Origin of the sequence: Chryseobacterium sp. MHB01 (assembly GCF_034651565.1) — a bacterium.
GTDB lineage: Bacteria > Bacteroidota > Bacteroidia > Flavobacteriales > Weeksellaceae > Chryseobacterium > Chryseobacterium nepalense.
Window position 1 is genome coordinate 35,920 of the sequence record NZ_JAYEDA010000008.1, and the last position, 24,273, is coordinate 60,192.

Consider the following 24,273-nt stretch of genomic DNA (forward strand, 5'->3'; position numbering starts at 1 on the left):
GATTCAAAAATTTTAAAATCTTACATTTGTGAAAAGAAAAACTCAACGATATTGATGGAGCCGTCTGGCCGTAGGTTTATACAATGCTGCAGGGACAGTCGGCTGCCTAAGACCGAAGAAATAATATACATGTACATATGAAAACAATCAATGATTTCAATTTTAACGGTAAGAAAGCACTGGTAAGGGTAGATTTCAACGTTCCTCAGGATGACCAGCTGAAAGTTACAGATAATACCCGTATAGTAGCCGTAAAACCTACAGTGGATAAGATCCTGCAGGACGGTGGAGCTGTGATTCTTATGGCACACCTTGGAAGACCAAAAGGAGAGGTGAAAGATGAATTTTCACTAAAGCATATTGTAGAAGAAGTATCTCATGTTTTAGGCCATAAGGTAAAATTTGTTGATGAATGTGTAGGAGAGAAAGCTGAACAGGCAGCACAAAATCTTAATGCCGGTGAAATTCTTTTACTGGAAAATTTACGTTTTCATAAAGAGGAAGAAAAAGGAGATGAGGCTTTTGCGAAAAGTCTTTCAAAACTGGGTGATGCGTACGTGAATGATGCTTTTGGAACCGCACACAGGGCACACGCTTCTACAGCTGTAATTGCTAAATTTTTCCCTTCAACTAAATTTTTCGGTTTATTGATGGCTAAAGAACTTCAGGCGATTGATAAAGTCCTAAAATCCGGCGAACGTCCTGTAACTGCGATACTTGGAGGATCTAAAGTTTCTACTAAAATTACAATTATTGAAAACATGTTGCCGGCGGTAGATAATCTGATTATTGGTGGCGGTATGGCATTTACATTTATTAAAGCACTTGGTGGTAAGATAGGGAATTCTCTTGTAGAGGAAGATAAACTACCATTGGCGTTGGAAATTTTAGGTAAAGCCAAAGAACATAAAGTGAAAGTTTATCTGCCATCTGATACCATTATTGCAGAAAGTTTCAGCAATGATGCCGAAAGAAAAGAAGCAGATATATATTCTATCCCTGAAGGATGGATGGGTCTTGATGCGGGACCAAAATCGAGAGATCAGTTTAATGATGTACTGCTGAATTCAAGAACAATTTTATGGAACGGACCGATCGGTGTTTTTGAAATGTCGAATTTTGCTGCAGGAACTGTTGCTTTAGGAGACAGTATTGCTGAAGCGACAAGACAGGGAGCTTTCTCATTAGTTGGGGGAGGAGACAGTGTTGCATTTGTAAAGCAATTCGGATATGGTGAGAAAGTAAGCTATGTTTCTACCGGTGGTGGTGCAATGCTTGAAAGTCTTGAAGGTTTGGAGCTTCCCGGAGTGGCTGCAATTAATCAATAAGAAATTTTTCTTCATAAATAAAAAACCCAGCAAACCTGCTGGGTTTTTTATTTTGTATATTCTTAAATAAAGGCTGAGTAAAAATTTTTAAGCAACTCTCAGAGACTTTTACTGAAAATTAAAAAAGTCTAAATATTTTCTAAATTTCATATTTACTAACAAATTTTCAGCAATATGTTGAAAAAATGACCTTCAGAAATAGGCTAAATTTCCATTTTCTACTTTTTTTCGATTATGTATATCAAACTCGAAAATTCATTTGAAAAAAGGGCTTTTATGTTCGAAATCGTTCCGTAGATCGCTGCTTTTAGCCAAAAAATAGAAGATTTTTGATATCTTTCGCTTAACATGGAGATATAATATGAATCAAGAACCAAAGGTTTAATCTTCCTCAATTTCCAGTTCGGTTTTTTTGAGATGAGATTTTCCATCCCCTTTTTTGTAAAATGATAAATGTGACGTGGTACATCATAGGCGGCCCAATATTCTTTATAATGTTTTGCATCATAGGAAGTAGGGTTGGGAACGGCAATAATTAGGATTCCTTTTTCCTTCAATTTTCTGTTAAATATTTCCAGCATTTCATCCTGATTTTCGATGTGCTCGAAAACATGCCAAAGGGTAATGGCATCCAGACTGTGATCATCAATAAAATTAATATCATCTAAAATTACAGCTTTAGATAATTTTCCTGCTGCTGCTTTTCTTGCATCGGAATCAGGTTCAAATCCGAACGCCTCAAAATCATTTTCTATATATTTTACAAATTCGCCGGCACCGCATCCGTAATCCAAAACTTTTGAATTTTTAGGAATTCTGTCAAGCAATATTGTTTTTTTATATTGTAAGTTGAATGATTGTAAAAATTTGTATATCTTTTCTTTCAGACTGCCGGAATCCTGATGATGGGAAATATAATCTTCACTTTCATAATATTTTGAAATGTTAGATGGAATAGGGGAGGTCTTATAAACACCCTTAGTTTCTGTTTCCTTGATTTCAAATATTTCCTGAGAAAGAAAATGATCTTTAATTTTCATTGTAATGCGATCTTTATAAATAAAATTAAGGTGTTTAAATCTTGTTAGAAGGTTTTTAAAACACCTTAATTTATGCTGTAAAATTATTTATGTTTCACGTGAAACATTTATCAATTAACGTCCTAAATAGACCAGTAAAACGTTTATATCAGCCGGTGAAACACCACTGATTCTTCCTGCCTGAGCAATCGTTTTTGGTCGTACATTAGACATTTTTTGTTTGGCTTCAGCAGAAAGACTTGATATTTTAGTGTAATCAAAATCTTCTGGAATTTTAATGTTTTCCAGTCTGTTTAGTTTGGCTACATTTTCTTTTTCCTTTTCAATATAGCCTTTATACTTAATGTTAATTTCAGCTTGTTCTCTTACTTCATCATCATATTTCGATGCATTTTCTCTGATGGCTTCAATATTTTCAAGCTTTTCCAGAGTCATATTGGGTCTTGTAAGAATTTGGGCTGCTCTGTATGCCTGATCTACCGGGCTGCTTTCAATAGTTTCCAGGATAGGATTAATCATTCCCGGTTTTAAAGAAGTTTCTCTAAGGAAGTTTTCAAGTTCTTGGCTTTGAGCAACTTTCTCTTCAACTCTTTTTAAACGTTCTTCTTTCGCTAATCCTAATTCAAATGCTTTTTGTGTTAATCTGATGTCTGCATTATCCTGTCTCAGCAATAGTCTGTATTCAGCCCTTGAAGTAAACATTCTGTATGGTTCTTCCGTACCTTTTGTAATTAAATCATCAATTAAAACACCAATATATGCTTCATCTCTGTTAAGAACGAATTCTTCTTTTTCGTGTACTTTATTGTGGGCATTGATCCCTGCAATTAGCCCTTGTCCTGCAGCTTCTTCATAGCCGGTTGTTCCGTTGATCTGACCTGCAAAATACAGATTGTCGATCAACTTTGTTTCTAAGGTATGCTTTAATTGGGTAGGAGGGAAGTAGTCATACTCAATAGCATAGCCGGGACGGAAAACTTTTACATTTTCAAAGCCCGGAATATGTTTCATTGCTTTAATTTGTACATCTTCCGGAAGGGAAGAACTAAATCCGTTAACATAAATTTCTACTGTTTTCCAACCTTCCGGTTCTACGAACAGCTGGTGTCTGTTTCTTTCTGCAAAACGGTTGATTTTATCTTCGATACTCGGACAGTATCTTGGTCCCAAACTCTGAATGGTACCGTTGAACATTGGACTTCTGTCGAATCCTTCACGTAAAATATTATGTACTGTTTCGTTGGTATAAACAATATGACAGCTTAATTGTTTGGTTAATTTAGGAGTATCTAAATAGCTGAATTTTTGAGGGTTTTCGTCTCCTTTCTGTTCTTCCATTTTAGAATAATCCAAGCTTCTTCCATCTACACGGGGTGGAGTACCGGTTTTCATTCTTCCGGCTTCAAAACCTAAAGAAACAAGCTGTTCCGTAATACCGAAAGCTCTTGGTTCGCCCATTCTTCCTCCTCCCAGTTGTTTGTCTCCAACATGTATCAATCCATTGAGAAAAGTACCATTGGTAAGAACAACAGAATGAGCTTTGATTTCAATTCCCAATGAAGTAACTACACCTGTTACTTTATTATTCTCCACGATAAGCTGTTTCACCATATCCTGAAAGAAATCCAGATTCGGTGTATTCTCTAAGGCCAAACGCCATTCCTCTGCGAATAGCATTCTGTCGTTTTGTGTTCTTGGAGACCACATAGCAGGACCTTTCGAAAGATTAAGCATTTTAAACTGTATGGCAGATTTATCCGCTACAATTCCGGAGTAACCTCCCATTGCGTCAATCTCACGAACGATTTGTCCTTTGGCGATACCGCCCATTGCGGGGTTGCAGCTCATTTGTCCGATCGTCTGCATATTCATTGTAATAAGCAATGTTTTCGATCCGAGATTAGCTGCTGCAGCGGCGGCTTCGCATCCTGCATGACCTGCACCAACTACAATTACATCATATATTTCTGAAATCATCTTTTTCGCTTGTTTTAAGCTTCAAATTTTAATTTTTTTTATAAATGTTTCACGTGAAACATTAAGTGTAATTACGGCTTAAAATCGCCTGTAATACGTCTTTTTAGCCCCGATCGCAGCATTTGTCTGAGCTCATTTTCTTTTTAAAAAAAAAAGAAAATAGCGAGTGCGGAGAGCGGGATTAGGCTCCTGAAAAAATAGCATCCAAATATGTTGTTTATCTGATTGCTTTTCAGTTTTCAATTGCTGTATTTTGCTAAATAAAAATCTTCTTTGCTTCGCATCAGCTGTTCTTCTTCTTCCGATTTATCTTTATATCCTGAAAGGTGAAGAATACCATGTGCTAAAACCCTTCTCAGTTCTTCTTCGTAATCTTTTGACAGAGTAGAAGCATTATCTGAAATGCGCTGCAAAGATACGAAAATCTCCCCGCTTATCGTTCTTCCTTTTACATAGTCGAAAGTAATGATGTCGGTATAGTAATCATGTTGCAGATAATCCTGGTTTACCTTGAGTAGATATTCGTCGTTACAGAATATATAATTGATTTCGCCAAGTTTCTTATTTTCTGAAAGAATGATTTCTTCCAGCCATTTCTTATAGTTGGTATCAACTGTTTCGGGTAAGTTTTCGTAAAAGAATTGTATCATCGTATTAAAACCAGTGTCCTAAAATTACACTGAATATGCCTTTTTGATTATTTTTGAGAGAGTGACTGAAGTTTATTTTAATCTGTCCGAATGGAGATTTGTAACCAGCGGTAATTCCTAAAGAGCTGTAATTTAGTTTTACTGCATCTTCAAAGCTTATATCATCCGAGAGATTCGCAAAGGAGAAGTTTCCGCTGATGAAGTAGTTCTTATTGAATTTAAATTGAAGATCATTACAAATCAAAATCACATTATTGCTATTAAGCTGCCCGAAATAAAATCCAGGAAAGCTTCTGAAATTAACGATATTCTGCTCAAAGATTCCACCAAGTCTGTATTGATAAAATTGAGGCAGATTTTCCCCTAATGTAATTCCGCCATAAAGATTAAGGCGATAAGCAAATTGTTTGGAAAGCGGGATATTGATTCTGATGTCGGCTTTTATCTGGACCAGTCTTTTTTCAACTTCCGATTTCATCAGATCGATTACTTTACCTTCTGCATTAATGTAAATACCGCGGGTAGGGAAGTCTTTATCATTCTGGGTATCACTTTTCAGAAATACATAAGGATTCAGGAAACGGTTATAACGTTTATTGGTTCCATTGGCTTCCGCTTCAAAATAATCATGGCTGATTCCTGCGCCCACTGCAAATTTATCTCTCCAGATAGATTGAATATACGCTTCATTACGCAACCACATCCATTGATCTACTTCATAATTGTTGATGTCCTTCAGATCAAAACTCATTCCTGACGAATAGATCCCGAATCCCGGAATATATCCGTTGTCAATAAAATAATTCAGATAATATCTTGGTTTATCGCCTACAATAACATCCAGCGAGAGGTTTGAATTTCTGAATAAAAGACGTTTCGCAGAATAGTTAACAAGAAGCCCGGTTTTGAAAATTTCGTCGTAATGCAGTCCGAATTTAAGAAAGTGGCGTGAATTGTCCTCAGTGACATATAATTTCAGGTAGTTGACATCATTTTCAGAGATGATATCGTAATTAATAAATTTATAATTATTCGTAGCGACCAGCTTATCTATTTTTTTATTAATGCTTCCGTAAGTCTGAAGGGACGGAAGGCGAAGTCCCATCTTCCCGAGAACATAGTTTTTCCCGTAAATTCGACCTCCTTCTATGGCAACGCTATCTATTTTATAGACATTGGAATATATGGGATTTATGTGCTGTCTGAGACGGTCAAACGGACGTTTTGGCAATTCATCCAGAATTTTGGAATATTTCAGTCCTTCCGCGTAACCGCTGTCAAGAATTTTTTTCTTTTCATCATAACTGGTAGCAGTCATTCCGGTAAGGTTTGGTTTAATATTGATATCTGTGAATTTATATTGTCTTCTGGTATCTTTTTTAATTCCGAAATCAATGACCTGATTCAGTATGGAAATGATATTCCCAAGATCTTCTCTTTTGGATAAATCCTGGTTGAGATCTACTCCGATTACTATATCAATGCCTTTATCTTTTAGCGGTTTTGAAGGATAATTTACCGTCATCGCGCCGTCGATGTAAATGCTGTCTCCAATTTTTACGGGATCCATCAACGAAGGAAATGCTGAGCTGGCCATGATAGACTGTACCAGATCTCCTTTTTCAAAAATCTGCATGTTTCCACTTTCAAGATTAGTAGCTACACACATAAAAGGAATTGGCAACTTTGAAAAATCATCAATATTGGAAACATTTTTAAAAAGCTCTTTTAAAAGATAAACATTTTTCTGGCCGGTACTAATGGAGGAGGGAAGGGTAATTTTCCCGTTTTTCAGAGGAATGGTGAGCAGATATTTATCAACTGATTTATTGAAAAAAGTAGTTTCCTGTCTTGTGGCTTTAGGATCCATGATTAATGAATAGAAATCCGTATCCATCACAATTTTTTCTATTTCTTTCCCGGAATATCCTGAAGCATATAAACCGCCTACAATTGCTCCCATACTGGTTCCGGCAATGTAATCAACCTTTACGCCTAACGAATCCAGGACTTTAAGTACTCCCACATGAGAAAATCCTTTAGCTCCTCCTCCTGCAAGTGATAATCCTATTCTTGGATTTTTAGGAATCACCAGATCTTTTCTCACCTGAGACCGGATCAAAAATAATTGGAATACTAATAAAAGAATCAGGAGCTTTCTCATAAGTTAATCTTTTACATAAATCCTTTTCACACGTGGCGAAATGGAGGTTAATACTTCATAGGTTATTGTTTTGCAGTAATCTGCGAATTCTTTCAGGGTTGGTTTTGCATTGAATACCGTTACTGTGTCGCCTTCTTTTACATCAGGAATATGATCTACATTAATCATCATCATATCCATGCAGATATTTCCGACAATAGGAGCCAATATTTTATGGATTCCCACATTCCCCACCTGATTTCCTATCAGTCTTGGAATACCGTCGGCATAACCAACTGGTATTGTGGCTATTTTTGTGGGATGATCTGTTTTAAATTTTCTGCTGTAACCCACGGATTCTCCGTTTCCTACATACGATATTTGTGAGATTACGGTTTTAAAACTTACCACAGACCGAAGCTGTTTATTTATTTCACTATTTGGTGATTCTCCTAACATTCCGATGCCAATTCTTACCATATCATATTGATAATCTGTATAATTGGTTATTCCTGAAGAATTCAGGATGTGACGGGTAGGAGTGTAGCCTAGGTGTTTTATCAGATAACTTGAGTTTTTTTCAAATGTATCAAGCTGATGCAAAGTAAATTCTTTTTCTGAAGAAAGATCAGATGATGATAAATGGCTGAATATGCTTTTTACTTTTACATTCTTTCGAGCTAAAGTGCTGCTTAATTCATCCAGCTCAAAATCCTTAAAACCAAGACGATGCATTCCTGTTTCAAGTTTAATATGGATTGGATATTTTTTATCGTATCCTGATTTCTGTACCGATTCATAAAACTGTTCCAGTACCCTGAAGCTGTATATTTCCGGCTCCAGGTTGTAGGCAATCACAGTTTCGTAACTGTGTTGTTCAGGATTCATGACAACAATCGGTACAGTAATTCCTTTTTTACGAAGCTCAACGCCCTCATCTACAAAAGCCACTCCTAAGTAATCGATATGATGATGCTGCAGGAATTCTGAAATTTCATAGCTTCCGAGGCCGTAGGCATTGGCTTTCACCATTGCCATCATTTTAGTGGAAGGCTTCAGTAAAGATTTATGATAATTGATGTTATGAAGAATTGCATTCAGATTAATTTCAAGAACGGTATCATGTTTTCTGAGTTCAAGAATATCTTTAAGCTTTTCAATCTCAAATTTTCTCGCACCTTTTAGAAGAATAATCTGATTTTCTATTTCCGTAAGGTGTTTACTATCAATTAATTCCTGAGTGTTAATGTAAGTAGAAGTTTTAGATTTAAATAATTCACTGTATTTAGATATTTCATGACCAATAAGGAAAACAGAATCGAATTTCTGCTCATTTACCAGTTCGGATACTTCTTCGTACAGTTCTTTTGAATTTGAATTCACTCCAACGATTTCCGTTAAGACCAGGGATTTTTTTGGTTTATTATATTCATTTAAAAATTGCAGGGCTGTTTTTAAGGAATCCAGATCCAGATTAAAAGAATCATTGATAACAATATTGTTTTTAATTCCTTCAATAGCTTCAAGCCTCATTTCTACAGCTTTCAGCGCATTGATTTTTTCTATGATCTTATCGTTGCTGATCCCTAATTCTTTTAAAACAGTTAAGAGTGCCAGAGCATTGATTAACGTTGCCTCGTCCAGTTGATTAACAGGAAAGCTTATTTGTTCACTAAAATAATGAACAACGACATCCTTTCCTCTTGAAAAATTATTTTTGAAATGTACATTATTGCTTTCCTTAAAGCCGTAAGTAATTAATTTTTTTGTTGAATAAAGTTCTTTTATTTTACTGTCAACCAATAAATTATCACCATTGTAAATAATAACTTCCGAATTTTTGAACAATTTGATTTTTTCATCAATCAGTTGTTCCTCAGATTTGAAGTTGGCGAGGTGCGCAGTACCGATATGCGTCAGCAACCCGATCTGAGGATGGAATATACTTTCCTGCTTTTCCATTTCATCAGGTTTCGAGATCCCTACCTCAAAAATTCCCAGCGCATGGGACTCATTAATCTGAAGCAAAGATAAAGGAAGGCCAATCTGAGAATTAAAACTTTTAGGACTTTTTACCGTTTTGAATTCATTCCACAGGCATTGATACAGCCATTCTTTTAAAATAGTTTTACCATTGCTTCCCGTAATTCCAACAGATTTTATATGAGCATTTTCAAAATGATATTGTGCAAGTTTTTGGAGAAAGGAAACAGAATCACCGGTAATAATCCAGGTAACATTTTCATACTGCGGATCATGGTGTTCTGAAATAATTACGTCTATACCCCTGTCAATGGCAGCCTCAATAAACTTTTCTCCCGAATTCTTCTTCGTATTGATCGCAATAAAAGCTGTATTTTTGGTGGAATAAATAATCCTGCTGTCGAAAGCTATATTTTTTATCAAAAGTTTTTCGTCACCAATAACCTGTGCATTGGTGATTTCTGCAATCTGATGTACTGTATAATTCATTGGTGCCTGTTCTGCTGATTGTAAGCAGGAAACAAATAAGCAAAGGCCTTATTAAATAATTGCTATGCTTCCGGCTTCTTTTTGGCCTAATTTACTGTTTTTTCTTCTTCAAAAGCACTTCGTCAATAAAAACCCGGCGGCTTACCGCTTCATAGCTTTCCGTTTCACCAAGTTCAACAAGGTTATTGCCACTGGATATTCTCATAGAATAATTGGCAAGATTTCCGGTCCTTTTACAGATCGCGTGTACTTTGGTCACATATTCGGCAGTGGCCATAAGATTTGGCATCGGCCCGAATGGCCTTCCTAAAAAGTCCATATCAAGACCGGCAATTACTACCCGGATTCCACTGTCTGCCAGTTGATTGGCTACATCTACAATGCCTTCATCAAAAAACTGTGCTTCATCAATTCCCACTACATCACAGTTGGAGGCCAGCAAAATAATTTCATTGGGATTTTCTACCGGTGTACTTCGTATTTTATTTTGATTATGAGAAATAACGTCTTCTTCAGAATACCTTGTATCCAGTTTCGGTTTAAAAATCTCCACATTCTGCCCCGCCATTTCTGCCCTTCTCAGCCTCCTGATCAACTCTTCGGTTTTTCCGGAAAACATTGAGCCACAAATAACTTCCATCCAACCACTTTGTTTGGAATGATTAATTGTATTTTCTAAAAACATTTGTTAAATTAGCCGTATATTTTTAACATCAAAAGTAAGCAATTTTTTAACAAGATTCTTATATGCAAAACATCCAAGATTTAAAGGAAAAGATTTTTTTTGAATCCAAGAATATGATCGCTATTCTGGATAAAATAAGCAATGTAGACGAATTAATTTCCCGGCAGGATCTTGTAGATGAACTTGCTAACCGGATTTCGTTTCTCAAGTTGCTTGAAAAAAATCTGGAGTATTTTGAAAAAGAAAATTTTTCTTCAACAGAAAAAAACAGTGAAAACTTTTCATCTCAACCTTTCATTGAAAGCAATTATGAAGTGGAAGAGGAAGAAGCTATTTTTAATAACCAACTGAATGAAATCGGCGAAAATAAAGAATTTCCTGTTATGGAAGAAGAAGCCATTTTCAATAATCAGCTGAATGAAATTGTTGAAGAAGAGCTTCATGAGACACTGGTTAACTTTGTTGAAGAAAATACTGATTCTGAAAATGTTATATCAGCAGATGTACAAGAAGATAAAGATATTTTCAATAAGCAACTGGAAGAAACCGATGAACACGAAATTCCTGACAATACAGACAGGACATTGAATTTTATCGATGAAGAAAGAATTTTGGCAAATGCTGAACCTGAAAATGATGATGATATTGATGAAGACATGTTCAGCAGAGAACATACAAAAGAAGAAGCCATTTTTAATAATCAGCTGAATGAAATTGATGAATTTGAAAATGAAATTTCGGATGATCAGGGAAATTTTAATGATTTTGATGAAGAAGAAAATATCCGGAATAATTTTGATAAGGATGTTAAAAATGAAGAAAAGCAGGAAATTACAGAAACCATTCCAAGTATTTTTGATACGGAACCTATTGAGGAAGACCTGCTGATCGAAGAAAATGAGGAACATTTTACGGTTTCTGAAGCCATGATCGAACACGGAGAAATGGCTGCTGATACTTCAAATGTAGAAAGTATTGTAACGGAAATCAGGCACGAAGCGGCTCTAGAAGAAAAACAGGAGACTATTTTGGCAGAAATTAATGACCGCCGAAAAATTGTTGAGATTGACAGGCCTGTTCCTGAAAAAGAAAACGATAAACCGGCCTCCGATGAAAGTTTTGAAAATTTAGAAGCATATCAGCAGGAGAAAAAAATAAAGCTGGCTCATATTAAAGGCTTAAAAGCTGTACAGACGCTTTTTGATGATGATCATCTGGAAAGAACAATGCCTTTGGAACAGACAGCACCTATTGAGAAAAAAGAAGATACGGGAAGTATTTTAAAAACAAATATTCCAACGGATTTTATGGAGGCGGAAAAGAAAAAACCGGAATTCAAACTGGATTTAAATGATCGTATTGCTTTTACAAAAACACTTTTCGGGGGAAGCCAGTCTGAATTGAATGAGGTAGTAAATAATCTGAACAGTTTCAGAACATTAGAAGATGCAAAGGAATACCTGAGCGACCTTTATTATGCCAAAAAATGGAGCAAGGTAGATGAGTATGCACAAAGACTCTGGATCTTGGTAGAAAACAAATTTTTATAACGTAAATTTTGAGCGGAATTCTATATTTTGTTCCCACACCGATCGGGAACCTTGAGGATATGACTTACAGAGCAGTAAGTGTTTTAAAAGAAGTAGATTATATACTATGTGAAGACACCAGAACTTCCGGAATTCTTCTGAAGCATTTCGAGATTTCCAAACCTTTAAAATCGTATCATCTTCATAATGAACATCAGGCAACGGATAAAGTGATCGCTGATCTGAAAAGCGGTCAGAATATTGCCATTATCACCGATGCAGGAACTCCCGGAATTTCGGATCCCGGTTATTTACTGGCAAAAGCAGGCGCAGATCATCATATTGATATGATCTGTCTTCCGGGAGCCACAGCCTTTGTTCCGGCTTTAGTAGTTTCCGGACTTCCCAATAACGAATTTCTTTTCGCAGGATTTCTCCCGCAGAAAAAAGGCAGGCAGACCAAACTGAAGCAGCTGGCAGAAGAAAAAAAGACGATTGTTCTCTATGAAAGTCCCCATAAAATCAATACTACGCTGGAACAGATCAAAGAATTTTTCGGAGAAAACACGAAAGTAAGCCTGAGCAGGGAAATCTCAAAAAAATTTGAAGAAACCAAACGCGGAACAATTATTGAACTTATTGAATTTTCTAAAAGCAAAACCTTAAAAGGTGAGATTGTTCTCATCGTAAATAATTCCATTTAATTGAAAAAACTAATTTTCGTGCTGTTTTCGTCGGTTTGCCTCGGACAGACGGATCAGTATAAACAGATACTCTTAACAAAAAAGCTGGGCAAAGAAGTGCGTTCCTACACGAAAGGTTACGGAATGATCGGCGATGCCAAAACCGGAACATCCGGAATCGTAGATTCTTTAGGAAATATTATTTTTAGTTATCCTTTTAAAAGCGAAATATCAAGGCTTTGGAAAGACAGGTTTATCCTTAAGGTTAAATCAGGGAATTCCACAGGAAAAACAGCTCTTATTGATGAAAAAGGAAGTGAACTTATTCCTCTTGAAAACTTCAGGTTCAGGACATGGGAAAATAAAGACCGCCTGATCTGTACAAAACAAGGAAAAGAATGTGTTTATGACTTCAACGGAAAACAGATTATCCCTTTTTCGGAGAAAATAGAATTCGGCAGCGAAAACAGATTTTTTGTTAAGATAAACGGAAGTTGGTTTATTTACGATTTTGACGGCAAACAGGTTTCAGACAGAGCATTTACTACCGATCTTAGATTTTATAAAGGACGTACTTATATTTCTACAGGTGAAAAATCCGGTGAAATTATTGATAATAACGGGAAAACGCTAACTAAAATTTCAGATCATAACGTAGACAATATCAATGCATTTCCGTTCCTTGTAACGCTTGATGCCGCAAAAAACCGGTACGGAATTATTAATGACACGGAAAAAGTTATTGCGGATGAAATATATGATCAGGCTTTCGTAGGAAGAGAATATATCTATCTTACCAAAGATGATAAAGTAAGTATTTTTTCAAAGAAGGAAGGGAAGGTTTACGATCTTGATTATCAATACGTAAACCCTCTTTTTAACGGTTTGTTTAAAACATCTCAGGATCAGAACAATCCTAAAGCTGCAGTGGTTCGCTTATCCGGAGAAGTTGTTTTTCCTAAAGAATATGACCGGGTGGAAGGACTTACCATCGCCGGAGAAAAATATATTTATCTAAGAAAAAACGATGAAGAAACAATTGTAGATAAAAATTTAAAAAATATCCTCAAGGAAAATTATGAAATTGAAAAAATATTTCCGAATACCATTATTTTAAATAAAGATAATAACTACTACAAATTTTCACCAAAAGACGGAGAATACATAGAATTGAAAGGTTTGAAAGAGATTAAACCTTTGGAAATGTATCCCATGATCATAGGGAAAAATGCCGATAATTTCTACGGAGTTCTCAATGAAAACGGCAAAGAAATTATTCCTTTTGTATATGATGATATCATTACCTTTTCGGGAGCCAATGAATTTGTGATAAGAAAAGGCAATAAATTCGGAATTTCCAACCATAAAAATGAACCTTTGGCAGAAGTGGTTTTTGATAAATACGTTCAGGATAAAAAAGGGATAAAATTGATGAAAGGAAAGGATTTTCAATTTATTTATTTTACAGAACAGAATGAAAAGAATTTTATTGAATAATCATATTATGATAAAAAACAGAGAATAAATTTCATTAAAATCGCGATTTAAAATGCAATGAATAACATTTTGTAATATCTTTGCGCACTGTTTTATTCGGATAAAATTAAATAATGTATATATTAGCCAACCTTCAAAAGGCTAATTGGTTAAAGAAAATAATTGTCATATATGAAACTATTAGAAGGAAAAGTAGCGCTAATAACGGGAGCTACAAGAGGAATCGGAAAAGGAATCGCTGAAATGTATGCCCAGCAGGGAGCAAAGATCGCTTTTACTTATGCCGGATCTGTAGACAAAGCTAAGGAATTAGAAGCCACTTTAAGTTCTGTAACTCAAATTAAGGGATATCAGTCTGATGCATCGGATTTTGATGCTGCTCAAACATTGGTAGACGAAGTTCTGAAAGAATTCGGGAAAATTGATATCCTGATCAACAATGCCGGTATCACAAAAGATAATCTGTTGTTGAGAATGTCAAAAGAAGACTGGGATAAAGTAATCAATGTAAATCTTGATTCTGTATTTAATCTTACAAAAGCCGTAATCAAGCCTATGATGAAGGCAAAAGAAGGTTCTATTATCAATATGACTTCCGTAGTTGGAATTAGCGGGAACGCGGGACAGGCGAATTATGCGGCCTCAAAAGCCGGTGTTATCGGGTTTACAAAATCTGTAGCGCTTGAATTAGGTTCCAGAAATATCCGTTGCAATGCTATTGCTCCGGGCTTTATCCAGACTGAAATGACAGATGCGCTTGATGATAAGGCAAAAGACAAATGGAACGAAGCTATTCCTATGAAAAAATTAGGTCAGACAAAAGATATTGCCAATGCCTGCGTGTTTTTAGGAAGTGAAATGGCATCGTACATCACGGGTCAGACTCTGAACGTAGACGGCGGTTTATTAACGTAAAAAAATGAAGTCAGTATATTCTGTTACTGCATTTTTTTCCATTATATTGATCATCGGTCTGGTATATATTTCTTATTTTAATGTATATCAGACCGATGATTATATTTATGCATATACTACCGGAAAATTAGGATTTATTGGAAATATGCAGGAATTCTATCTGAATTGGGGAGGGCGCTATTTCGGATATGGTTACAATATGCTGATCCCACTTTCCAAAGATCCGGAAAATATTTTGCCTAAAATTTATCCTGTTTTTCTCATCTTTTCTTTCATAGCTGTTTCAGCACTTAATTTTAAAGAGTTTTTTAAGTATTCCTGGCTGCAGGCACTTGGTAAAGGGGTCGCCTTATTTTTATTTTATACTGTTATTTTAACGAACATTTCAGAGCATTTCTTTTGGTTTACCGGATCCAATGTATATTTTTTGCCGGTTATTATATCGGGACTTTTGGTGTTTTCCTGCAAGAAATATAACGATACAAATAAAAAAATGTGGTACGGCCTGGTTCTGTTACTCATTTTCATTTTAATGGGCTCCAATGAAATTCTTGCACTGATTGTATTCGGGATGATAATATATTGGAACACTCAAAATAAGTCAGCCAGAGCAAGAATAATGTTAATGGTTGGTTTATCAGGCATTTTAATTTCATTTCTTGCCCCGGGAAATTTTCAGAGAATGACTGAATCTCAGGATGTTTTTTACGTGAAATGGTTTAAGAGAATCATATATTTCGGAGCGGATACAACTTATATTGTTATCAAAACAGCTATTGTAATTCCATTATTTATTAAAATTTTTGAAAAAGAACTGGCCGAAATAACAGACCGGTATGATTTCAAAAAACTTATAATCATTTGGATGATCTCTTTTTTACCATTACTGTTCTTAGGATTTATCATGAACAGTATCGGAAGACAGTTCGAAAATATTATCTTTTTCTGGCTGCTAAGTTCATCGGTGATACTATATATGAGGTTTGGGAAGATCAAAAAATTCTGGATTTTTAGTATGATTATTATGTTACTGCCGCAAACCAACTTTTTTCCTGAGAAATATAAGAATTTTAATATCAGTTTTAATATCAATACCATCGCTAAAGAGATATTGTACACAGATTTAAAAGCCTATGACAGGGAAATAAGCGAAAGAGTTCATATTTTAAAAACAACACCATCAGATTCTGTTGTTGTAGATAAAATAAAAACAGTGCCTGTTGTATTATATTTTGATGAAATGTCTTCTGTAAGCGAAACCAGAGATTATGTAAGCATGCAGCTGGAGAGATATTTTAACAAAAAATACATCAGGACGAAATAATATTTACTTTTCTCCGAGAATTTTATCATAAAACTGTTTTACCTGAAGATCTCCATACCCAAAAATTCCCAGTTCATTTCGAAATTTTTCAAAAACAGCATTGAAATTCATCGTTTCGTTTTCCATTAAATCTCTGACAAAAGTTTCAGGATTAACATTCTGATAAACACGGATCAACTCTTTCAAAAAACGAAAACAGTCTGATGGATGAAGAGAAAGTTGCTTTAATGTATTGCGATCGTTACTTTGATATGCTTTCCACAAATCGCATCCCAGATCAATGTCTTTCTGATCAAATAAAATTTTCGATTTCCAGGCCTCCTGCAAATCCATATCATTTGAATCCGAAAATCCTTCCCACTTGTTTTCTAATAAATTTTTTGGAAAAACTCTGTAAATTTTTATATTTCTGTCTTTGGGAAGTAAGGTCAGGCAAAACCACAGATTCACCTGGCAAAAAAGATCATCTTCAAACCAGAGATTCACTTCAGAATGGTCCGGAATATTTTTCATCTTTTCAAATTCGGAGACGACTTTATGATAATAATTCTCTTTTTTATCAGAATAATTTTCGGAAATAAATTCTGCCCGCATTTTCCAGAATTCATCCGGATGATCAGCCTGTAAAGGTCCTGTAACCAAGGCTTCTCTACAGATAATTATCTCGCCCGAAATTATTGTTTGATTCAATCTTCCGGCGAGATAATCTCCGTTGGTAATATTAAATGTAGCTCTCAAGATCTAATCTTTGAATACCTGGTTTTCCTGCTCCTGAACTCTGATAAAAGTAGTTCTTTTAGACAGCTCTTTCAATGTGGATGCTCCTACATAAGTACAGGTAGAACGGACGCCGCCCAGAATATCTTTTACGGTCTCTGAAACCGGACCTTTGTAAGGAACTTTAACCGTTTTTCCTTCCGATGCTCTGTATTCCGCAACACCTCCGGAATGTTTATCCATCGCTGTTTTCGAACTCATCCCATAAAAGAGACGGAATTTTTTCCCATTTTCTTCAACGATTTCACCGCCACTTTCATCATGTCCTGCAAACATTCCGCCCAACATCACAAAATCGGCTCCTCCACCAAAAGCTTTAGCCACATCTCCGGGAACTTTACAGCCGCCGTCTGCAATAATGTGTCCCTTTAATCCATGCGCTGCATCGGCACATTCAATTATCGCTGAAAGCTGGGGATATCCCACGCCGGTCTTTACTCTGGTTGTACATACAGATCCGGGGCCTATTCCCACTTTAATGATGTCGGCACCTACCAGAAGAAGTTCTTCCACCATTTCTCCGGTAACCACATTACCGGCAATGATGATTTTATCGGGAAAATTGGCCCTTGCATTCTTCACAAATTCAACAAAATGCTCCGAATAACCATTGGCCACATCAATACAGAGAAACTCGATTTTTGGATGCTTTTCAAGGATCGTGCGAATTTTTTCTTCATCAGATTTACCGGTTCCGGTGCTTAATGCAATATATTGATGAATACTGTCCGGCTGCGAATCCAGAAAAGAAGTCCATTCTTCGGGTGTATAATGTTTGTGAATTGCGGTAATGATTTTATCCTTGGCAAGCTCCACGGCCATCTCAAATGTTCCTACTGTATCCATGTTGGCGGCAATTACAGGAACACCGCTCCATTTTTTTCGGGTGTGTCTGAAGATAAATTCTCTTTCCAGGTCAACTTCCGAACGGGATTTTAACGTGGAACGTTTCGGGCGAAACATCACATCCTTAAAACCCAGTTTTATATCATATTCTATTCTCATAATTTGGAAAATTATATTTAAATAAAAATAAGGAAAAAGATTGATTTTAAATTTTAAATTAGCTCAGATTAATAGAAATTCCTTATAAATCCACATTCTGAAATAACATTTGCAAGCAGAAATAGGATTAATCACCTAAAAAGGATCGTGAACGAAGCAAAAAGCTTGAATATCAATGTAAGTTGGGTCATTGATGAGCCTAAAAGGGTGGTTAACCATGCAAAAAGGGTGGATGACGAAGCAAAAAGGTTCACTGACGAACCTAATAGGCTCAATTTCCATGCAAAAAGGCTCGTTTACCATGCCGAAAGGATGAATTATCAGCATCAGGAAATGAATTTGGTATGAAAATTAAGAAGAATTCCTGTATATATTTTAAAAAGCAATACATTTGAAGCCATGGATTTTCCTGTAACCTTCAACATTTTTGATAAAGCAATCCTTGCACATCCGCTTTTTGAAGCGGCAGGAATTTTCATCGGTATGCGCTATTATTTTTATTTAAAAAGAAAGTCCGCTGAAAAGATGTCTTTCAATACTTCTGCAGCTGTTTTAATAGGAGCTACAGCGGGAGCCTTAATAGGTTCCAAACTAATTGGAAATTTAGAAAATCCATACACTCTTTTTGAAAATTTTAGCTTCAAAAGATTTTGGACAAATAATACGATTGTTGGCGGACTGGCTTTTGGATTAATTGGAGTAGAATGGGCAAAAAAAATTATCGGCCATAAAGAAAGCACAGGAGATCTGATTGTCTTTCCATTAATTCTAGCAATGATTATCGGAAGAATAGGCTGCTTTCTTACAGGAATTCATGAAGAAACATATGGTATTCCTACAGATTCTTTTTTTGGAATGCATCTGGGAGATCAGTATCTGAGACATCCTGTTGCTCTATATGAAATTGTTTTCCTTATTGTTTTGTGGATTGTTTTAAAAATAATTAAGAAAAAAAATAAATTTCCGTCAGGATTTATCTTTCAGTTATTTATGATTTGTTACTTCAGCTTCAGATTTATGCTGGATTTTATCAAGCCTAAAGTAGATATCATTGCAGGACTTGGAACAATACAGTTGGTGTGTATTGCTATAATTTTTTATTATTTCTTTAAGCTTAAATCAGCGAAAATTGTAAATTCACGTTAAATATTACTCATGAAATTATTAACATTACTTGAAGTTGGAGATCTCACTGGCTTAGTTATATTCATAATAGCAATCATTTTAGTTGTACTTTTGGTTGTTTCAGTCTTTGTAGCAGCTTTTGTACAGATCATTTACGAATGGGATAATAAAAGAAAATTTACGAGTAAACAGTTCTGGAAAACAGTTTTAATATCAATGCTTGTTGGCGGGCTGATCAGTGGCTTCGTCTGTGGAGGAATGTAAAAATAAATTATGCCAGTAAGAAACTATACCTATTACGACTATACCATCAGTCTTTGCCCGGAATGCCTGAAAAGAGTAGGCGCAAAGATCATTATTGAAGATGAAGCGGTTTTCATGACCAAAAGATGCCCTGATCACGGATTTTTCAAAACAAAAATTGCTTCTGATGTTCAGTATTATAAAAATATCAGAAATTACAATAAAGCTTCGGAAACGCCGGTTCATTTTGGAACCGATGTGGAATTTGGCTGTCCTTATGATTGTGGTTTATGTGTTGATCATGAGCAACATAGCTGCCTGTCTATTGTGGAAGTCACCGACCGTTGCAATCTCACCTGTCCGACCTGTTATGCGATGTCTTCGCCCCATTACGGAAGCCACAGAAGTCTGGAAGAAATTGAAGCGATGTTCGATATCATTGTTAAAAATGAAGGAGAGCCGGATGTTGTCCAGATCAGCGGAGGCGAGCCAACCATTCATCCTGAGTTTTTTAAAATCATGGATATTGCCAAATCAAAACCGATTAAGCACTTAATGCTGAATACCAATGGTGTACGAATTGCCAATGATCCGGGATTTGCAGAAAAACTGGCTACCTACGCTCCGGAATTTGAAATTTATCTTCAGTTTGATTCTTTTAAACCGGAAGTTCTGGAAGATTTCAGGGGAAAAGATCTTACCAATGTCCGGATGAAAGCTTTGGAAAAATTAAATGCCTTAAATCTTTCCACAACACTTGTTATTGTACTTCAGAAAGGGAAGAATATTGATGAGATCGGAAAAATTATTGATTTTGCCTTAAAACAAAAATGCGTTCGCGGAATTACCTTTCAGCCCGTAGAAATTGCCGGAAGAAACCGTGATGATTCGGCACATGAAAAAATTACCTTGACCGAAGTAAGGCAGGAAATTTTAAACCAGTTTCCACTTCTGAATTCTGATGATATTATTCCTGTTCCGTGTAATCCGGATGCTTTGGCAATGGGCTATATTCTGAAACTGGAAGGCGAAATTATTCCTTTAACACGATACATCAATCCTGCTGATCTCCTGAACAATGAAACGAAAAACACAATCGTCTACGAGCAGGATACCGGCCTTCAGATGCAGTTGCTGGATATTTTCAGCACCGGAATTTCTGTGGATAAAGTAAAACCTAAAGTGAATCAGTTATTATGCTGTCTTCCCGATGTTTCTGCTCCTAATCTCGATTATGATAATCTTTTCAGAATTATCATCATGAATTTTATGGATGCTCACGATTTTGATGTCCGGGCTGTAAAGAAATCCTGCGTGCATATTGTCAACAAAGACCTGAAATTAATTCCTTTTGAAACCATGAATCTATTTTATCGCGATGATAAGGTTAAGTATCTGGAAGAATTGAGGAGGGAGGATAGAGTTTTATTTTAATTTTTCTTCACAGATTTGTACAAATTTTCACAGCTATTTATGAATTAATATGACATAGGGAAATGGAGCGTTAAGAAAATTAATTCTGTGAACGTCAAAAATTCTAATGTTTGACGCGAGATAACTATTTGAACCGAAGAACAAATCTTAAATTCGCGCGAGTTTTAGAATTTTTAGAGAATAGAATTAATTTTTAGCAAAAGTTCCCAAGTCTTAAACTTTTCGTTCTTTTGTTTGACGACGTCGAATCTTCGATTTCAAGACAAAAGGACAAAAAATAAGGCGTAAAATAAATTTACGCCTCAATATTTAGATTTAATCAAACTTCATTACTTCACTCAGTGTATTCATATACTCATACGCCGTAAGGTCGAATTTTACGGGAACAATGGAAATGTAGCCGTTAGCCAGAGCTGTTTCGTCCGCATCTTCAGATTCATCCATATTATTGAAATATCCGGTAAGCCAGTAGTATTTTTTTCCGTGGGGATTTACCCTTTCGTCAAAGCTTTCTTCCCATTTGGCATGAGCCTGTTTGCAGACTTTAACGCCTTTTATTTCTTCTTTTAAAAGCTTCGGAATATTTACATTTAAAACAACACCTTTAGGCATTGGGTTTTCCAGGGTTCTTTTAACAATATTCTGAATGTATTCTTTTGCTTGTGTAAAATCTGCTTCCCAGCTGAAATCAAGTAGTGAAAAACCGATCGCCGGAAGATTTTCTACACCTGCTTCTACCGCCGCAGACATCGTCCCGGAGTAAATAACATTAATAGAAGAATTGGCACCGTGATTGATCCCGGAAACTACAATATCCGGTCTTCTCGGCAATATCTTATCAAGTGCCATCTTGACACAGTCTACAGGAGTTCCGCTGCAGGAAAAATCTTTTTGCGGCCCTTCCAGGTGAACTTCTTCGTAGCTGAGGGTAGAATTGATGGTAATGGCGTGACCTTTACCACTTTGTGGAGAGTTCGGTGCTACAACAACTACTTCTCCGATTTCGTTCATAAAACTTACAAGATTTCTGATACCAGGTGCTGTAATCCCGTCGTCATTAGTAACCAGAATAAGTGGTTTTTCCATATTAAAATTAAATTTTAACAAAAATACTTAAAACTATCTGATATTTGTAAAGAAGGTATTAAATTTGATAATTTGTAACAGTTAATTAAAAATTACTACTTATTAAAATACTTTTTTAAAAAATTAATAAAATACATTACAGATTTATGTGGAAAAATTTTAAGCTAAATAAATTTTTACTCCTAATTCCATTAACAAGTCTAATGTTTTGTTTCAACTCGCCTAAAAATGATGATGAAAAGATGCAGACGATAATGGTGAGCGTAAAAAATACACTTTCTTATTTGCATTACAGCCCAAAACCAATTAACGATGCGTATTCCAAAGATGTTTATAAGCATTACTTCGAATTGGTAGATCCGGGCAAAAGATATTTCCTGCAATCGGATATGGATGAATTCTCAAAGCACGAAACCAAACTTGATGATTATATTAATCTGGGAGATCTTACGTTTTACAAACTTACGGTCGACAGATTATACCAGCGTGCTGATGAAATCGATAAAATGACACAGGATATTTTCAGTAAACCGATCAACCTTCATGAAGACGAATCACTGATCCTTGAACCGAAAATTAAAAAAGCTCCTGCAAACAAAGAGGAAATGTATAATGAGTGGAAAAAATTCATTAAATACAATATTCTTCAGGAAATTGAATCCATGAACAGCAAAGAGGAAGCGCAGAAGGAAAAGAAAGATTCTGTTCAGAAATATAAGCTGAAAGATACGATCAAGTACGAGCCTATTGCACCGGATCAGAAAATTAAAAAAGCAACGGATGAGGTGAAAGATCTTGTAAAAGAAACCTTTACGAGATTTAAAAAGAGAAAGAAAATGGATTGGTTTACCGTTTATATGAATGCTTATACCGAGGTTTTCGATCCTCATACCAATTACTACTCACCGAAAGATAAAGAAGACTTCGATACCAATTTTACAGGAAAAGTAATCGGAATCGGGGCAATCATCCAGGAGAAAAAAGGGAATCTGTATCTGGGTGCTTTAACTATAGGAGCACCGGCCTGGAAGTCCAAACAGCTTTCAGAAGGGGATAAAATTTTAAAGGTAAAGTCTAAACCTAAGGAAGATGCGGTAAACGTTGTCGGAATGCTTTCCGATGAAGCGGTACGATTGATCAGAGGGGAAAAAGGAACACCGGTAACGTTAACTGTTCAGAAAAAAGACGGAACGATTAAAGATGTAACGATGATCCGGGAAGAAGTTGCAATAGAAGATACCTTCGCAAGAAGTATTGTCATCAATTCTCCGAACGGAAAAAAATATGGGTTCATTAATTTACCAAGCTTCAACGCAGATTTTGAAAATCCAAACGGAAGAAATGCTTCTGATGATATTAAAAATGAGATCATTAAGCTAAAACAGCAGAATATTGAAGGGATTGTTCTCGACCTTAGAAATAATGGAGGAGGATCTCTTACCGAAGTAGGGGATATTATGGGACTTTTCATGGATGCAGGACCTTATGTTCAGGTAAAAGACGGAAACGGAAAAATCCAGACCCTTAAAAACAAACAGGAAGCACCAATCTGGACGGGTCCGTTGGTGATCATGCAGAATGAGCTTTCCGCTTCGGCTTCGGAAATTCTTGCCGGAGTAATGCAGGATTACGGAAGAGCAATGATTATCGGATCTCCACAGTCATTCGGAAAGGGAACGGTACAGACTTTTGTGGATCTTAACAGATTCTTAAATACAGAAGATGATTTCGGATCTTTAAAGCTTACTATTCAGAAATTCTATAGAATTACCGGCGAATCTACCCAGAGAAAAGGGATTGTTTCCGATATACAAATGAAAGATTTCTTTACCTATGCTGAAATAGGAGAGCGATATGATGATTATGCTTTAGCTTGGGATAAAATACCTTCCACCAACTTCCAGAAACTTAATTATTTCAATATTCAGGCTTTGGAAAAAGCAAGTGCAGACAGAATGGCGAAAAATGCCAAATACCAATTACTGCTTGAATCCGCACAATGGAGAGAACAACTGGACAAGGAAGAATCTATTACTTTGAATATTGATAAGTTCAATGAGGTTACGAAACAAAGAAAAGCTCAGATTGAAAAATTCAAGTCTCTAACTAAATTTGAAAACGGACTTCAGTTTTTGATGTATCCTAATGAAATAGAAAGAGAGAAAAAGGATGAAGCTTTCAAAAAGAAATCTGAAATCTGGATCAAAAATCTTAAAAAAGACCTTTATCTTCAGGAAGCGATGAACATCATCGCAGATATGAATGTAAAATCTTAAAATTTGAATCGGCGAAGCCGGTAACAAAATAGCACAAAAAAACCGTTGCCTGAGGTTCTCGAAGGCAACGGTTTTTTTATTGAA

At 35.9% G+C, this 24,273-nt stretch carries 19 protein-coding genes; 10 read left to right on the forward strand and 9 right to left on the reverse strand.

What is annotated here, in order from left to right; translation table 11 throughout:
* Positions 1-137: 137 nt before the first annotated feature.
* Positions 138-1,328 carry a phosphoglycerate kinase gene (locus tag U9K52_RS13725; RefSeq protein WP_322927059.1) on the forward strand — a complete coding sequence of 397 codons (1,191 nt, stop codon included), beginning with the start codon at positions 138-140 and terminating at the stop codon, positions 1,326-1,328.
* A gap of 218 nt (positions 1,329-1,546) precedes the next feature.
* Here the strand turns inward: U9K52_RS13725 and U9K52_RS13730 are convergent, their stop codons facing one another.
* The 6 genes from U9K52_RS13730 to U9K52_RS13755 all read right to left on the reverse strand — a co-directional run bounded on the left by U9K52_RS13730 (position 1,547) and on the right by U9K52_RS13755 (position 10,295).
* Positions 1,547-2,368: a class I SAM-dependent methyltransferase gene (locus U9K52_RS13730; RefSeq protein ID WP_322927060.1), complete on the reverse strand. Its 822-nt coding sequence runs from the start codon at positions 2,366-2,368 to the stop codon at positions 1,547-1,549.
* Positions 2,369-2,482: 114 nt separating this feature from the next.
* A complete protein-coding gene (mnmG, locus tag U9K52_RS13735; RefSeq protein WP_322927061.1) occupies positions 2,483-4,345 on the reverse strand; it encodes a tRNA uridine-5-carboxymethylaminomethyl(34) synthesis enzyme MnmG in 1,863 nt (620 codons plus the stop codon).
* A gap of 239 nt (positions 4,346-4,584) precedes the next feature.
* Positions 4,585-4,995 carry an rRNA maturation RNase YbeY gene (gene ybeY / locus U9K52_RS13740; RefSeq protein WP_322927062.1) on the reverse strand — a complete coding sequence of 137 codons (411 nt, stop codon included), beginning with the start codon at positions 4,993-4,995 and terminating at the stop codon, positions 4,585-4,587.
* Between the two features lie 4 nt (positions 4,996-4,999).
* The gene (locus U9K52_RS13745; protein ID WP_322927063.1) at positions 5,000-7,159 is read right to left on the reverse strand and encodes a patatin-like phospholipase family protein; all 2,160 of its coding nucleotides are present in this window, start codon (positions 7,157-7,159) and stop codon (positions 5,000-5,002) included.
* Between the two features lie 3 nt (positions 7,160-7,162).
* Positions 7,163-9,610, reverse strand: coding sequence for a bifunctional UDP-N-acetylmuramoyl-tripeptide:D-alanyl-D-alanine ligase/alanine racemase (locus U9K52_RS13750; protein WP_322927064.1), 2,448 nt, complete (start codon positions 9,608-9,610; stop codon positions 7,163-7,165).
* A 91-nt stretch (positions 9,611-9,701) separates the two neighbouring features.
* Positions 9,702-10,295: a thymidine kinase gene (locus U9K52_RS13755; protein WP_248389244.1), complete on the reverse strand. Its 594-nt coding sequence runs from the start codon at positions 10,293-10,295 to the stop codon at positions 9,702-9,704.
* Positions 10,296-10,357: 62 nt separating this feature from the next.
* On the opposite strand from U9K52_RS13755, the gene U9K52_RS13760 reads away from it, so the two are divergent.
* The 5 genes from U9K52_RS13760 to U9K52_RS13780 all read left to right on the forward strand — a co-directional run bounded on the left by U9K52_RS13760 (position 10,358) and on the right by U9K52_RS13780 (position 16,243).
* The gene (locus tag U9K52_RS13760) at positions 10,358-11,845 is read left to right on the forward strand and encodes a hypothetical protein (RefSeq protein ID WP_322927065.1); all 1,488 of its coding nucleotides are present in this window, start codon (positions 10,358-10,360) and stop codon (positions 11,843-11,845) included.
* A gap of 8 nt (positions 11,846-11,853) precedes the next feature.
* The gene (gene rsmI / locus U9K52_RS13765) at positions 11,854-12,528 is read left to right on the forward strand and encodes a 16S rRNA (cytidine(1402)-2'-O)-methyltransferase (RefSeq protein ID WP_263601918.1); all 675 of its coding nucleotides are present in this window, start codon (positions 11,854-11,856) and stop codon (positions 12,526-12,528) included.
* A complete protein-coding gene (locus tag U9K52_RS13770; protein ID WP_322927066.1) occupies positions 12,529-14,004 on the forward strand; it encodes a WG repeat-containing protein in 1,476 nt (491 codons plus the stop codon).
* 171 nt (positions 14,005-14,175) lie between these two features.
* The gene (fabG, locus tag U9K52_RS13775) at positions 14,176-14,919 is read left to right on the forward strand and encodes a 3-oxoacyl-[acyl-carrier-protein] reductase (protein ID WP_248389241.1); all 744 of its coding nucleotides are present in this window, start codon (positions 14,176-14,178) and stop codon (positions 14,917-14,919) included.
* 4 nt (positions 14,920-14,923) lie between these two features.
* Positions 14,924-16,243: a DUF6056 family protein gene (locus tag U9K52_RS13780; RefSeq protein ID WP_322927067.1), complete on the forward strand. Its 1,320-nt coding sequence runs from the start codon at positions 14,924-14,926 to the stop codon at positions 16,241-16,243.
* Between the two features lie 3 nt (positions 16,244-16,246).
* Here the strand turns inward: U9K52_RS13780 and U9K52_RS13785 are convergent, their stop codons facing one another.
* Together U9K52_RS13785 and U9K52_RS13790 are read right to left on the reverse strand one after the other, a co-directional pair.
* Positions 16,247-16,981, reverse strand: coding sequence for a DUF1835 domain-containing protein (locus U9K52_RS13785; protein ID WP_322927068.1), 735 nt, complete (start codon positions 16,979-16,981; stop codon positions 16,247-16,249).
* A gap of 3 nt (positions 16,982-16,984) precedes the next feature.
* Complete coding sequence (locus U9K52_RS13790; protein WP_248389238.1) at positions 16,985-18,025, reverse strand: GMP reductase; 1,041 nt, start codon at positions 18,023-18,025, stop codon at positions 16,985-16,987.
* 399 nt (positions 18,026-18,424) lie between these two features.
* On the opposite strand from U9K52_RS13790, the gene U9K52_RS13795 reads away from it, so the two are divergent.
* From U9K52_RS13795 to U9K52_RS13805, 3 genes are read left to right on the forward strand one after another with little or no spacing between them, the layout of a single operon-like run.
* The gene (locus U9K52_RS13795) at positions 18,425-19,171 is read left to right on the forward strand and encodes a prolipoprotein diacylglyceryl transferase (RefSeq protein ID WP_248389234.1); all 747 of its coding nucleotides are present in this window, start codon (positions 18,425-18,427) and stop codon (positions 19,169-19,171) included.
* A gap of 9 nt (positions 19,172-19,180) precedes the next feature.
* Complete coding sequence (locus U9K52_RS13800; protein WP_248389232.1) at positions 19,181-19,414, forward strand: hypothetical protein; 234 nt, start codon at positions 19,181-19,183, stop codon at positions 19,412-19,414.
* Between the two features lie 9 nt (positions 19,415-19,423).
* Positions 19,424-20,827, forward strand: coding sequence for a radical SAM protein (locus U9K52_RS13805; protein WP_322927069.1), 1,404 nt, complete (start codon positions 19,424-19,426; stop codon positions 20,825-20,827).
* A gap of 315 nt (positions 20,828-21,142) precedes the next feature.
* On the opposite strand, the gene surE is transcribed toward U9K52_RS13805, so the two are convergent.
* A complete protein-coding gene (gene surE / locus U9K52_RS13810) occupies positions 21,143-21,913 on the reverse strand; it encodes a 5'/3'-nucleotidase SurE (protein WP_263601923.1) in 771 nt (256 codons plus the stop codon).
* 146 nt (positions 21,914-22,059) lie between these two features.
* On the opposite strand from surE, the gene U9K52_RS13815 reads away from it, so the two are divergent.
* Positions 22,060-24,189, forward strand: coding sequence for a carboxy terminal-processing peptidase (locus tag U9K52_RS13815; protein ID WP_323673803.1), 2,130 nt, complete (start codon positions 22,060-22,062; stop codon positions 24,187-24,189).
* Positions 24,190-24,273: the final 84 nt, after the last annotated feature.

Coding starts and splice junctions, on each gene's coding strand:
- U9K52_RS13725 (WP_322927059.1), top strand. CDS start 138: ATGAAAACAATCAATGATTTCAATTTTAACGGTAAGAAAGCACTGGTA.
- U9K52_RS13730 (WP_322927060.1), bottom strand. CDS start 2,368: ATGAAAATTAAAGATCATTTTCTTTCTCAGGAAATATTTGAAATCAAG.
- mnmG (WP_322927061.1), bottom strand. CDS start 4,345: ATGATTTCAGAAATATATGATGTAATTGTAGTTGGTGCAGGTCATGCA.
- ybeY (WP_322927062.1), bottom strand. CDS start 4,995: ATGATACAATTCTTTTACGAAAACTTACCCGAAACAGTTGATACCAAC.
- U9K52_RS13745 (WP_322927063.1), bottom strand. CDS start 7,159: ATGAGAAAGCTCCTGATTCTTTTATTAGTATTCCAATTATTTTTGATC.
- U9K52_RS13750 (WP_322927064.1), bottom strand. CDS start 9,610: ATGAATTATACAGTACATCAGATTGCAGAAATCACCAATGCACAGGTT.
- U9K52_RS13755 (WP_248389244.1), bottom strand. CDS start 10,295: ATGTTTTTAGAAAATACAATTAATCATTCCAAACAAAGTGGTTGGATG.
- U9K52_RS13760 (WP_322927065.1), top strand. CDS start 10,358: ATGCAAAACATCCAAGATTTAAAGGAAAAGATTTTTTTTGAATCCAAG.
- fabG (WP_248389241.1), top strand. CDS start 14,176: ATGAAACTATTAGAAGGAAAAGTAGCGCTAATAACGGGAGCTACAAGA.
- U9K52_RS13780 (WP_322927067.1), top strand. CDS start 14,924: ATGAAGTCAGTATATTCTGTTACTGCATTTTTTTCCATTATATTGATC.
- U9K52_RS13790 (WP_248389238.1), bottom strand. CDS start 18,025: ATGAGAATAGAATATGATATAAAACTGGGTTTTAAGGATGTGATGTTT.
- U9K52_RS13795 (WP_248389234.1), top strand. CDS start 18,425: ATGGATTTTCCTGTAACCTTCAACATTTTTGATAAAGCAATCCTTGCA.
- U9K52_RS13800 (WP_248389232.1), top strand. CDS start 19,181: ATGAAATTATTAACATTACTTGAAGTTGGAGATCTCACTGGCTTAGTT.
- U9K52_RS13805 (WP_322927069.1), top strand. CDS start 19,424: ATGCCAGTAAGAAACTATACCTATTACGACTATACCATCAGTCTTTGC.
- surE (WP_263601923.1), bottom strand. CDS start 21,913: ATGGAAAAACCACTTATTCTGGTTACTAATGACGACGGGATTACAGCA.
- U9K52_RS13815 (WP_323673803.1), top strand. CDS start 22,060: ATGTGGAAAAATTTTAAGCTAAATAAATTTTTACTCCTAATTCCATTA.